The organism is Pseudomonas sp. FSL R10-2189 (genome assembly GCF_009600325.1).
GTDB classification, from domain to species: domain Bacteria; phylum Pseudomonadota; class Gammaproteobacteria; order Pseudomonadales; family Pseudomonadaceae; genus Aquipseudomonas; species Aquipseudomonas helleri.
Genome location: NZ_WIVZ01000066.1, coordinates 1 through 12415 on the forward strand (window position 1 = coordinate 1; position 12415 = coordinate 12415).

11 protein-coding genes are annotated in these 12415 nt (G+C 60.8%); 6 read left to right on the top strand and 5 right to left on the bottom strand.

Going from position 1 to position 12415, the window contains the following annotated elements; translation table 11 throughout:
- The 5 genes from GHO32_RS25455 to GHO32_RS25475 all read right to left on the bottom strand — a co-directional run.
- Positions 1-1082 (bottom strand): acyl-CoA dehydrogenase family protein (locus GHO32_RS25455; protein WP_153443064.1); only part of this gene is annotated, 1082 nt, incomplete at its 3' end.
- Positions 1083-1107: 25 nt separating this feature from the next.
- Positions 1108-2040 (bottom strand): ABC transporter permease, encoded by a 933-nt coding sequence (locus GHO32_RS25460; RefSeq protein WP_048370734.1) that lies wholly within the window; start codon positions 2038-2040, stop codon positions 1108-1110.
- Positions 2037-3734, bottom strand: coding sequence for an ABC transporter substrate-binding protein (locus GHO32_RS25465; RefSeq protein WP_153338416.1), 1698 nt, complete (start codon positions 3732-3734; stop codon positions 2037-2039). The genes GHO32_RS25460 and GHO32_RS25465 overlap by 4 nt, the downstream gene beginning before the upstream one ends.
- A gap of 49 nt (positions 3735-3783) precedes the next feature.
- Complete coding sequence (locus GHO32_RS25470) at positions 3784-5907, bottom strand: TonB-dependent receptor family protein (protein WP_368668529.1); 2124 nt, start codon at positions 5905-5907, stop codon at positions 3784-3786.
- 259 nt (positions 5908-6166) lie between these two features.
- Complete coding sequence (locus GHO32_RS25475) at positions 6167-7267, bottom strand: LLM class flavin-dependent oxidoreductase (protein WP_218577089.1); 1101 nt, start codon at positions 7265-7267, stop codon at positions 6167-6169.
- A 260-nt stretch (positions 7268-7527) separates the two neighbouring features.
- Here GHO32_RS25475 and GHO32_RS25480 point away from each other — a divergent pair, with 260 nt between their 5' ends.
- From GHO32_RS25480 to GHO32_RS25505, 6 genes are all read left to right on the top strand, one after another.
- Positions 7528-8412 carry a transporter gene (locus GHO32_RS25480; protein ID WP_153336877.1) on the top strand — a complete coding sequence of 295 codons (885 nt, stop codon included), beginning with the start codon at positions 7528-7530 and terminating at the stop codon, positions 8410-8412.
- A gap of 91 nt (positions 8413-8503) precedes the next feature.
- Positions 8504-9361 (top strand): hydroxyethylthiazole kinase, encoded by an 858-nt coding sequence (gene thiM, locus GHO32_RS25485; RefSeq protein ID WP_153336878.1) that lies wholly within the window; start codon positions 8504-8506, stop codon positions 9359-9361.
- Positions 9362-9463: 102 nt separating this feature from the next.
- Positions 9464-10294: a sulfurtransferase gene (locus GHO32_RS25490; protein ID WP_153336879.1), complete on the top strand. Its 831-nt coding sequence runs from the start codon at positions 9464-9466 to the stop codon at positions 10292-10294.
- Positions 10295-10310: 16 nt separating this feature from the next.
- Positions 10311-11420 (top strand): LLM class flavin-dependent oxidoreductase, encoded by a 1110-nt coding sequence (locus GHO32_RS25495; protein WP_153336880.1) that lies wholly within the window; start codon positions 10311-10313, stop codon positions 11418-11420.
- A 158-nt stretch (positions 11421-11578) separates the two neighbouring features.
- A complete protein-coding gene (locus GHO32_RS25500) occupies positions 11579-12085 on the top strand; it encodes a sigma-70 family RNA polymerase sigma factor (RefSeq protein WP_368668528.1) in 507 nt (168 codons plus the stop codon).
- Positions 12082-12415 (top strand): FecR/PupR family sigma factor regulator (locus tag GHO32_RS25505; protein ID WP_153338414.1); only part of this gene is annotated, 334 nt, incomplete at its 3' end. The genes GHO32_RS25500 and GHO32_RS25505, both read left to right, overlap by 4 nt.

The window sequence follows — 12415 nt, forward strand, 5'->3', positions numbered from 1 at the left end:
AGGCGGCGGGCCTGGCTGGTGGCCGAGGCGCCGCCGACTTCGAACAACAGCGTGGTGGCTTCGAGCACTTGCTCCAGCACCACTTGCTGGGCCTGGAAGGTGCGAATGTCGGCGTCGACGTAATCGGCTTCCTGCGCGCTGTCGGTCAGTTCAGCCTGATGCACGCCTTCCAGCACGTTGGCGGTGGCCAGCACCAGGCTTTCGCTGGCGTAGGCCAGGCTCGACAGGCGGCCGATCACCCGTTGCACCAGCGGGTCATCCTTGGGGCTGGACTGGCCGGGCACGCCGAACGCACGGGTGCGGCCTTGCACAAAGGCGGTGGCATCGCGCAAGGCGGCCCGGGCGATGCCGGCCAGCGTGGCGAGGTGGAACAGTTGGTAGAACGATGAGATGTATGATTCGGCGCGCAATTCGCCGGGTTTGAAACGGCGCAGCACGTGTTTTGGCGCCACCGCGACCTGGTCGAAGCGCGTGGTGCCGCTGCCGCTCAGGCGCTGGCCAAAGCCGTCCCAGTCGTCTTCACGGGTCACGCCCGGCGCATCGACGGCCACCACCACGCTGAAAAAGTCTTTGTCGTGCATCGCCACCGCCGCCACCCAGTCCGCGTAGATGGTGCCGGTGCAGTAGTATTTTTCGCCGTTGAGCACCCAGCCCGCGTCTTCGTTGTGCGGGTCGTTGGGCGCCAGCGACACCGAGTTGGTGCTGCTGTCGCTGCGCTCGGCCATGGCCGCGCCCCACAACTGCCCGGCCACCACCTTGGCAAACCAGTAATCCTGCGAGGCGGCGTCGCGGCTGGACAAACGCCCTTCTACAAACCCGAAATGCGCACGCACGATTTGCGGCAGGTTGGAGTCGGCCTCGGCCAGGTCAATCAACAGCTGGAACAACACCGGCAAGCTGACGCCCGCGCCGCCCAAAGCCTGCGGCACGCGCAGCGCCGTGAAGCCCGCCTCGCGCAGTTGGTTGACGGCGTCAAAGGCCAGTTCGCGATGCTGCTCGCGCTCGATGGCCCCGGCCGCGATCTGGTCGAACAGCGGTTGGAAACGCGCCTTCAATGCGCGGTAGGAGGTGGTGTCGGTCATGGCAAGTCCTTGCGAAAAGATGGCGTCACACGGCTTTCGCACGCGGGTCCACCAGGTGATTGATCAGGTCGACGAGAAAATTCACGACCACATAAATCGCTGCCGCCAGCAGGGTGATCCCCAGCAGCAGCGGCACATCCTTGGTGTTGGCGGCGTCGAGCATCAGGCGGCCGATGCCCTGGCGCGAGAACAGCAGTTCAATCACCACCGCCCCGCCCAGCAAGCTGGCAAACACAAAGCCGGACAAGGTCACCAGCGGCACCAGCGCATGGCGCAAGGCATGCTTGAGGCGCACCCCGGTTTCAGACAGGCCACGGGCGCGAGCCATGGCGATAAAGGGCTGTTCGAGGGTGTCTTCGAGTTCCTGGCGCAACACCTGGCTGAGCACTGCCGCCACCGGCAAGGCCAGGGCCACGCTGGGCAGGATCAAGGCTTGCCAGCTGTTGGAGCCGGATGGCGGCAACAGGTGCCAGCCAAACGCGAACACCAGCAGCAACCCCAGGCCGATCACGAACGACGGCGCTGACGACAGCACCAGTTCTGTGCCCGACACCAGCGAGCGCACCCACGGCGCCCGGTTGGCACTGAGCACCGCCACCACCACGGCCAGCAGCACCGCCAGCGCCGCAGCGCTCAACGACAGTTGCACAGTGGCGCCGAGTTGCCCGCTGATGACCTGCCCCACGGGCCTGCGCAAGTTATACGAGTCGCCCAAGTCACCCTGGGCCAGGCGTCCCAGGTACTGGCCGTATTGCACGATCAAGGGTTGGTCGAGGCCGTATTCAGCGCGCACCTGGGCAATCAATTCGGCGCTCGGGTTGGCCCCCGGCCCGCCAAGAATGGCCATCGCCGGGTCGCCCGCACTCAGGTTGATGGCCAGAAAGGTCAGGGTTGCCGCGCCCCACAGCACGCCAATGCCGGACAACAATCGACGAAGGATCAGGCGCAGCGGATTCATTTGACCTCCTGGTCGAGCCAGACCGTGGTGAAAATCGGAGTGTTGTGCGAGGTGTCGAAGATCAAGCCCTTGACCGCGTTGCGGTAGGCCACCAGCACGTGGCTCTCGTACACCGGCGCTGCCGGGACGTTTTCGGTGAGGCGTTGCTGGGCGATGCTGTAAAGCTTTTGCAACTCAACCGGGTCGGTGGTCTGCCGTGCAGCGCTGAGGGCGGCGTCGAGTGGCTCGTCGCGAAAGCTGCCAATGTTCTGCCCGATAAAGCTCGGCGTGCTGATGGATTTGCTGTGGTAGAGGATGTACAGGCCGTCCGGGGTGTTGGTGTGCCAGTAGCCCGCGGCGATGACCTGGAAGTTGCCGGCATAGCGTTTTTCGAGGATTTGCGGCAGCGGCGCGAGGTCGATGGTTAGTTGGAAGCCGACCTTTTTCAGGTCAGCCTGAATCGCTACGGCAATGCTGCTGGGGTAGGCACCGGTTTCGTAAGTCAGCAACTCGGCCGCCAGGCGCCGGCCATTTTTAACCCGGTAACCCTCAGCGTCACGCTGCTCCCAACCGGCGCTGTCGAGCAGGCGGTTGGCTTCGGCCACGTCGTACTTGAGCACGTCTTTGTAGGCCGGGTCGTAGAAGCGCGTGTTGCTGGCCAGAAAATCGCTTTTAGGCTGGTACTCGCCAAAACCGGCGATCCAGGCAATGCCATCGCGATCAACCGCTTTGGTCACGGCACGGCGCACCACCACGTCCTGAAACGGGAACTTCTCGGTGTTGAACTGCAGGCTGCGAAACGGGTTGCCCTTGCGGATCAGGCTGCGGATGTGCAAATCGGGGTTTTGCCGGATGGCCTTGGCGTTTTGAGCCGGCGCATCAACGGTGAAGTCGGACTGCCCCGACTCCAGCGAGCTGAAGCGGATCATCGCCTCGGGCACGATGCTCACCTCCAGGCGGTCGAGGTAGGCCTCGCCCTGATGCCCGGTGACTTCGGGTGCCCAGTGGTAGCCCTTGCGCTTGACGAAGTTCAGGCCTTGGTCGCGGGTGTAGCTTTCGAGCACAAACGGCCCGGTGCCGATGGGGTGTTCGGCGATGGACTTGGGTGCCTCGACGATCTGGCGCGGCGACAGCATGCTCAGGTACGACTGCGCCAGCACATCGAGGAACGGTGAATAGGGTTCGCGCAGGTGCGCTTCGAAGGTGTACTCATCAATGATGCGACCGTCCACGTACGGGGCGATGTAGGCCGCCGCCAGCGGTGATTTGGTTTTGGGGTCACGCATGTGTTCGAGGTTGAGCTGTAGCGCGCGGGCGTTGAATTTTTCGCCATCGCTGTAGGTCACGTCGTCACGAAGATGAAAGGTGTAGGTCTTGCCATCTGGCGAAATATCCCAGGACTTGGCCAGCCAGGGCGTGATGTTGCCCTGCTCGTCCTGGTACACCAGGCAGTCGAACAGGATGCGCCCCAGCCACTGCGTGTTGCCGTGGGAAATCGAATGCAAATCGAGCGTGGTGGTGTCGGATGAGGTCGACAGGCGCAGCGTGCCACCCGGTTTGCCGGGGCTGCTTTCGCGGTAGTCAGCAGGCTGGCTGGCGCTGGCATCGGGATTGACGACGGTGGCGCGCGGCGCTTCGCTGGCCGGTTTGCAGGCGCCCAGCAGCCCGATACCGGCGATCAGCGCCAGGCGGGCAAGCCTTGTGGTCAGGGTCATGTGCTTCCTCCACCAGCGCCGCGCACTTCGCGACGCTGGCCGCGCAGGCTTAGAAGTTGTAAGTCACGCCGGTAAAGGCGCCGAAACCATCACCGGGGTACAGCACCGCCGTGTCTTTGCCCTGCACGTCATACGACGGTGCCACGGCAGTCACGTAGGCCTTGTTGGTGAGGTTTTTCAGGTCCAGGTACACCTGCCAGGTTTTGCCCGGATCGTCGAAGCCAAAGCGTGCGCCCCACAGGGTGTAGGACGGCGCGTAGAAGGTATTGGCGTAGTCCACGGCGGTGCTGGAAGCGGTGCGCACGTTGACCCCGGCATACAAGCCGTTGGCAAACTGGTACTGCAATTCGCCCTGGTAGATGTGCTTGGGCAAGCCCGGCAGTTCGTTCTTTTTGAACAGCGGGTCGTTGTCGTAGTGGAAGTCATTGAGGGTGTACGCCTGACGCCAGGTCAGGGTGTCGCCATTGGCGCCTTCCCACAGACGGGTGCTCAAACCGGCTTCAATGCCCTGGTGAATGGTCGGTGTGGCGTTGGACGTAGACACCACGGCAGCCGTGGTAGCAGTGGCCGGAAGCACCTGCACGTTGAGCAGCTCGTTTTTCACCCACGACTTATAGAACGCCAGGCTGCCGTCGAAGATGCCGTATTTGCCCTTGATGCCGAATTCCACGGTGTTGGCGGTTTGTGGCACCAATGGCTTGGTGTAGTTGGTGGTGACGCCCGAGCCGGAAATCGACCAGGAGCTGGGCGGGTCGATGGTGCGGCTGACGTTACCGAACAGTTGCACGTCGGGGGCGATGTAATAACGCAGGCCAATACGCGGGGCGAACCGCCACTCATCGTAGAGGTACTCACTCGGCAGGCCGCTGGTGTTGGGGCGGTCGCTGTACGAGACCTTGACGTTGCGCTTGATCTGGATCGCCGACACGCCGGTAGACAGGTACAGGTTGTCGGTCAGGCCCAGGTCGTTGCCGAGGCTGAACACGTGGTCAAACGAGCCGTCGTACTTCACGTCTTTTTGCAGGATGCCGAGGTCTTTATTGCCTTTGTAGGTGCGCACGCCAGCATTGATGTGCTGGGTGCTGGTCCAGCCCGCCGTGCTGGTGCTGGACAGGCCGAACAGGTGATCGGTGCGGGTGTAATTGAGCGAATAGTTGATGTCGCGCCAATCCCAGTAGTTGGGGTTAACGGTACTTTTGCGGCTGAGAATCTGCGGGTAGTCGTGGTACACCAGCCCGGCTTCGAGCTTGGCGTCATCGTCAAAGGTGTAGGTGGTTTTGCTGCCGATCCAGGTGGAGCCGAGCTTGGTCGAATCGCCGCGCGTATCACGGGTGGCGATGTTGGTTTGCGAGGGTTTTTTCTTCAACTGGGCCAGGGTCAGTTGGCCCGAGTTTTCGTGGTATTCCTCGCGATAACGCAGGTACACGCGGGTTTCCAGTTTGGGGCTGAAGCGGTAGCCGAAGTTGCTGACGATGCCCTTGGCCTTGGTGTAGGTGAAGTCCTGGAAGCCGTCGCGCTTGGAGTTGTCGACGCTGACAAAGTAGTCGGCATCGCCCACCACACCGCCGGTGCTGAGGGTCTCTTTTTCCCAGCCGAAACTGCCGCCTTCGACTTTGATGCGTGTGCCCGGTGCCGTGCGGCCGGTGTTGGTGACAAAGTTGATGGCGCCGCCCAACGACAAAGCGCCGTATTCAAAAGCGTTGGCCCCGCGCAGCACTTCGGTGTAGTTCAGGCCCTGGGTGTCGAGCAACTCATAAGGCGTACCGCCCGCGCCGGTCAGCGCCAGGCCGTCAAAGAGGAACTTGGTGCCTTCACGGAAATACCCTGGTGAGGTGTTGGCCCCGGAGCCGCGAATCGAGATCTTGATCGCATCGTTGCCGCCCGCCGCCTGGGCATACACGCCCGGCTGATAGGCCAGGGTGTCTTCCAGGGTGGCCGAGCGGCCCTTTTCGACTTCCGCCTGAGTGACCAGGCTGGTGCCGCCGGCCACTTCGTCGAGTTTGGCTTTCGCCGCTTGCACCTCGGTTTGTTGGGCGGCTTGCACGGTGACCGTGCTCAGACGTCGCTCGCCGTTCGGGCTGGCGTCATCGGCCAGGGCAAAGGGTGCGAGGGTTAATAAGGCGCTGCTGACAGCGAATAAGGAGGAATGCCGTTTAACAGCAGAAGTAGCCACGTGCACGCGTTTCAAATTATTACCCCACCTGAATAGAAAATAGGCGAGTTTCTATTGGCATAGTCAATCTCACGATGACAACGCTATTGCAGCGAACGTGCCAACTGGCTAAGTGCCTTATTTGCGGGTGTTTAAGGTTTTAATATTGTAAGTGCGACTGTTGCGTTACAGCGCTACTGCCGAATACGTGTTTGTTTCCCAACACTTGTAAAAAAGTGTTTATAAACTTTTGGCAGCACCTTAGATCAATAGTTATTAATTAACTGAGTCGAGGCAACAGCAACTTAGCCACGTAATCGGCTTCTTCCTGCAAGGGCCAACCCGACAGGCTGATGACATTAAGTCCGGCTTTTTGTTGATAAAGGTTGAGTGTGCTGACGATACTGTCGGGCGATCCGACAAGGTACGCCGACGATGAGCCAGTCCCGAATACATCCAGCGTCGACCACGCTGTAATCCCGGCGTACAGGTTGTTTTCCAGGCGCAATTCTTCAAGGGTCGGCAGTTGCCGCTGACGTAGCCGGGCAAGCCAACCGGCACGCTTGGCATCCGGGGCGACGAAGTTGGCAAAGTTGAACTTGCCGCCACTGCGCCGCACGATGGATTCATTTATTTTGTCGCGCAACACCTCAACGCCGGTGGCTTCGAACATCGCATAAAAGTGCGCCAGCGCCTCGCTGTCAGTCGGCCGCACAACCACGCTGGCCAAGGCGCCCAGCCCGCTGAACTGGCGCTTTGCAGCCTGCGCCGCCTGCTGCGCCTTGTGGAACTTTTGGCTCACGACCTCAACTTCTCGCAGCATGGTCATGTACACGTTGACCAACTCACCGGCGTGAGCCACGCCCGCCGTTGAATCCCCTGTGCCCCACAGTTGCACGCCGTCTTTTTGCTGCGGGTGGATTTCCAGTGGGGTATTAGGGAAGTAGGTTTTACTGCCCTGAGCATACGAAAAAGCAAACTTTCGCCAGTAATCAATGCCCAGGGTGTAGCGGTCGGCATGGGAGGTGGTAATGCCGTAGCCCTGCATGATGTTGTCGCGTCCATTGACCAGATTGACCAACAACCGGCCCTGGGTCAGTTGGTCAAACGTGAGGGCTTGTTGGGCCAATAACTTGGCCGGAACCATGCGCGAATAAAAAGAAATCAGGAACTTGATGCGCCGGGTATAACTGGCCGCAAACGAGGCCGATATAAAAGGATCATTCGGCCAAGTTGCAACATGCGCCCCATAAAACCCGCCCTGTTCAATGGTCTGTGCCAGTGTTCGATAACGCTCGAAATCTATCGGGTATAACCCGCCCGGGCACCACGGATAAGTACCGTCGGCAAAGCTCAAATACCATAAAACTTTCAGGGCCACGGGGGTCTTCCTCTGTTCAGATTGGGCGAAGACTAATGAGCCTGTTTAATGGCTGTCAACGCAGCGCGCGGCTTAAATTTAAAGTCATAAGCTTATGTATTTGCGGAATATGAACAGCTTTTTTATATCACTATCGTTAGTGATAAATGTGATTTTGATTATAAGCACGGCCTGCGTACGCTGATCACCACAGGAAACAACCGTCGCCCTTGCGGATTTCCACATCCCGTAAACATGACGACAGACGTTTCAATAAACCCATGAAGAAGACCACTTACGCCTTACCGTTAACGCTGTTCAGCCTGCTGTCCATCACCCAACAGACCCAAGCGGCTGAAGCCGATCCGGGTGATTACATTGCCGCGCCGCCGGGCACTGATCTGGGGCTGTTGTATTACCAACATTCGTCGGCCGACACTTACCGCGATGCGTCGGGTAATAAAGTCGACGGCAGTAATCGGTTCAGGTCTGACATTGGCATTTTGCGTTACGTGCACTTTATGGAGGTGTTTGGCTACACGATTGACCCGCAAGTGGTGTTGCCGTTCGGGCAGTTGCATGACGCGAAAATCGGCGGCCAGTCCATTGATGGCAACAGCGGTATCGGTGACGTGCAACTGACCTCAACGGTGTGGTTGGTGAACAACCCGCAAGCGCGCCGCTGGTTTGGTATTTCGCCGTTTATCGTCGCGCCCACCGGCACCTACGATAAGCACGAAGCCTTCAACCTCGGTGAAAACCGCTGGAAGGGCATTGTGCAGGGCGGTTTTGTGCAGGGCTTCGGGCAATACTGGAGCTGGGACTTGATCGGCGACATCACCTGGTACGGTAAAAACACGGACGCCGGTGGCGGTGATCAGACGCTCAAGCAAGACCGCTCTTACCAGGTGATCAACTGGTTGAGTTATCACCCGACTGACACGTCCCATGTGTCGATCGGCTACTCCCACACCTGGGGCGGCGCGCAACAGCTGGACGGCGTGGACAACGGCACCCGCACACGGGTTGATCAGTGGCGCGCACTGTACGCCACCAACGTTACCGCCAAGGATCAGGTGCAGGTGACGCTGGCCAAGGACCTGAACGTTCGTGGCGGGTTTGAACGCGACTATCAACTGAATTTGCGCTTGGCTCATGTGTTTTAAAAAGAAATAGACATCCTCTAAAAGATCGCGAGGCAAGCTCGCTCCTACAGAGGGGTGTGTCACATATTTTGGTTTATCAACGAAGGTGTTTATGAGCTATCACTCCCCTGCCCTTGCTACCCCGACTATTGAGTCTGTGATCGCCACGCATGCGGCGCTGCGGGCCAACACGCCGCTGGTGCAGTGCCTGACCAATGTGGTGTCGGCCAACTTCATGGCGAATGTGCTGCTCAGCGCCGGTGCGGCGCCAGCCATGGTCGACAACCCGGAAGAAGCCGCCGATTTTGCGCGCATCGCCGGGGCGGTGCTGATCAATCTCGGCACGCCAAACACGGCCCAGGTTGAAGGCATGCGCCTGGCCGTGGCCGCTGCCCATGAGGCCGGGCGCCCTTGGGTGCTGGACCCGATTGGCGCAGGCGGGTTGGCCTGGCGTGGTTCGGTGGCCGCGCAATTGCTGGCGTTCAAGCCTGCGGTGATTCGCGGCAATGCCTCGGAGATCATCGGGCTAGCCGGGCTGGGCAGCCATGCCCGTGGTTTTGACACCTCCAACGACCCGGCACAAGCGGTGCCCGCCGCCGTGCAATTGCTGGAGCACACCGCCGCCGTGTCGGCCTCGGGCGCCATTGACCATGTGGTGGGCTGGGTCGCTGAGGCACAAAACCCGCCGCGCCCATGGCTCATCAAGATTGCCGGTGGCAGCGCCTGGTTGCCCAAAGTGACCGCGTCGGGTTGCTCGCTGGGTGCGCTGGTGGCGGCGTACACCGCCGTGGCCAGCGATTACCTGACCGCGCTGGTGAGCGCCCATGTGCACTTTGCCCTGGCCGCCGAACTGGCTGAAGCCACAGCCAAAGGGCCCGGCTCGTTTGCCACGGCGTTTATCGACGGACTGGATGCGGTGGATGCCGACCTGATCCGCGCCAAGGCCCGGTTTGAGGCCTCAGCGCTGTAAACACGAGCTGTAGGAGCGAGCTTGCCTCGCGATCTTTTAACGATCAAAAGATCGCGAGGCAAGCTCACTCCTACAGGGTTTTTGGCTTTTCAGGACAGGTATATGAGCAGCCCGTTACTCAGCCTTGATGCGCTGTTGGCCCAACCCGACCACTGGACCGTGCTGGAAGCCAGTGCCACAGGGTTGCGCGAACCTTTTGCTGCTGGCCACTTGCCAGGGGCGCGCTTGGCCGATCTGGCCAATCAGTTGTCGGATCCGTCGGCGCCGTTCCCTTATACACGGCCCGATGCCCAGGCCTTCACCACGGCGATGCGTGCGCTGGGGGTGAGCCATCAGCGCAAAGTGGTGATCTACGATCGCGAAAACGGGATCTGGGCCGCGCGGGTCTGGTGGCTGCTGAAAAGCTTCGGCCACCGCCAGGTGTTTGTGCTGGAGGGCGGCTTGCGCGCCTGGCTCGCGCGCGGGCTGGCACTGGACACCACGCCCGCAGCCAACCGCCCCGGTGACTTCACAGCGGTGGATACACCGGGGTATTTCGTCGATCGCGCGTATGTGCAGCAGGTTCTGGCCGGGCAACACAACGCCCGTTTGCTCAACGTGCTGCGCCGACCGGTGTTTCGCGGCGAAGAAAGCAAATACGCACGCCCGGGCCATATTTCGACCAGCCTCAACCTGCCGTATATCGAGCTGATCGACCCGCACACCCACACCTTTATCTCGCGCCCCGCCCTGCTGGCAACGTTGCAGCCGTTTATCGAACGCCCGCAGGTTGAGTGGGTGCTGTATTGCGGCAGCGGCATCACGGCGGCGGGGTTTGCCCTGGCTCTGGCGCTGGTGGGCGTTGAACACGTGAGCGTTTACGACGGCTCGCTGTGCGAGTGGTCGGCTGACCCGGCGTTGGCGATGGACCTTGAACCGATTTCGAACACTTGAATCAGGAACACGACTGATGGCAATTAAAGCACTGTGGTACCTCAGCATGGCCGACGGTCATTACCCCTGGATGGAAGACGGTATCTACCCGGTGGATTTCGACCGCTACCGCCGACTGGCCGAGACCATCGACCAGGGCGGTTTTTATGGCGCGCTGGTGGCCACATGGCCCAACGACCCGCTGGTGTCCGCCACTTCGGTGGTGGGCTTTACCCAAAAGATGCGTTTTCTGGTGGCCGCCTACGCCGGCATGACCTCGCCCAAATTGCTGGCCGAACAAGCCCTGACCTTTGAAAAACTCAGCGGCGGGCGTTTGCTGTTCAACCACATCAATGGCCGTGAAGAACGGGCCAAAACCTACAACCTCACCGCCGGTCACGACGACCGCTATAAAAGCGCCGAACATTACTGGAAGGCATTTCAGGAGCACTATCTGGCGGGTAATCCGTCGCTGTTCCCCAATACCCGTTTCAGCCTGGAACCTGTGCAAGCGGGCGGCGTGCCGCTATGGGGCACGGGCGAGTCCCAGGCCGGTGTTGAACACGCGGGCAAAGTGGTCGATGTGTACCTGCTGATGCTGCGCGAAATCTCGATCATCAAGGACCGCTTCGACGCCGCCCGCGCTTCGGCCCACAGCCAAGGCCGTACCTTTGCCGACATGGGCGCGCTGGCCAGCGTGACCGTGCGCAAGACTCGCTCCGAGGCCGAAAAAGCCTTTTATGCCCTGTTCGAAACCACCGGCGTCGACCTGCTGCGCAGCAAACTTGAAGAAGTGGTGGCCCGGCGCAGCAAAGGCGAACAGACCTTGGCCAGCTATCGCGCCCCGGATGCGCAACGTCAGGAATGGGTGGATTACATCCTCAAGGGGCAACTGCCGCCGCTGGAGTCGCTACGCCTGGAAAATAGCCTGTTTGCCGGCATGAGCGCCTGGTCGTCGCTGGACATCTTCGGCACCGGCTCATCGGCGGCGTACCTGGTGGGCGACGCAGACGCCATTGCGCAGAACGTCGAGGCGTATCACCAGCAGGCCGGGCTGAGCGCGCTGATCCTGTCGGGCTGGCCGCTGATTGACGAAGCAAAACACGTGGCCGAGTTGCTGATACCGAAGCTGAACGAGATCGGCTGAATCCCCCACCCCAAGGAGCTGTCGAAGGCTGCGATCTGTTGATCTTTTAAAAGATCACAGCCTTCGGCAGTTCCTACAAAGATCTACAGCCGGCAATTGCTTTTTCACGCAAGCACAAAAGATAATGAGATTAGTTACCATTCATTTCAGGTGTGCACGTGCTCAGCCCCGGCGATTCCCGATCTGTCCTGACCGACTTGTACAGCGATCATCATCGCTGGTTGCGTGCGTGGCTCTATCGCCAGTTGAATTGCCCGCATGATGCCGCCGACCTGACCCAGGACACGTTCGTGCGTGCCCTTACCTCGCGCCAGCTCACGGCGTTGCAGGAGCCACGGGCGTTTCTCACCACCATCGCCCGTAACCTGCTCAACAACGTGTTTCGCCGGCGCATGCTGGAGCGCGCCTATCACCAAGAACTGGCGGGCCTTGAGCCCGAGTTCATGCCATCTGAAGAAGACATGGCGCTGGTGCGTGAAGCGCTGGAACTGATCGATCAGTTGCTCGATGGCCTGCCGAACCGCGCCCGCCATTGTTTTTTGTTGCACCGCCTGGACGGGCTGACGCAGCCGCAGATCGCCCACGCCATGGGCATTTCCCTGGCCACGGTCGAGCGCGATCTGCGCCGGGCATTTTTGCACTGCCTGAACACCCCGCAGGCATGAGCGCCCGTCAGGCCGATGAGGCCAACCGCGCGGCGGTGGACTGGCTGCTGCGCCTTGAATCGGCGCAGGCGGGCAGCGCCGGTCAGCAAGCCTTCGAGCGTTGGCTGAACGCCGACCCTGAACATGCCCACGCCTGGCAGCGGGTCAACACGCTGTTGAGCACGCCGCTGTCGGCGTTGCAGGAAGCCGAACGGCGCAGCCCCGGCCAATTGAAAGTCGCCAGTGACAGCCTGCGTTCGCTGCCGTCACCTTCACGGCGCCGCGCCGTGGGTGGCGGGCTGGCGTTGCTGCTGGGCCTGGTGACCGCGGGCGTGACCCAGCGCATCACCC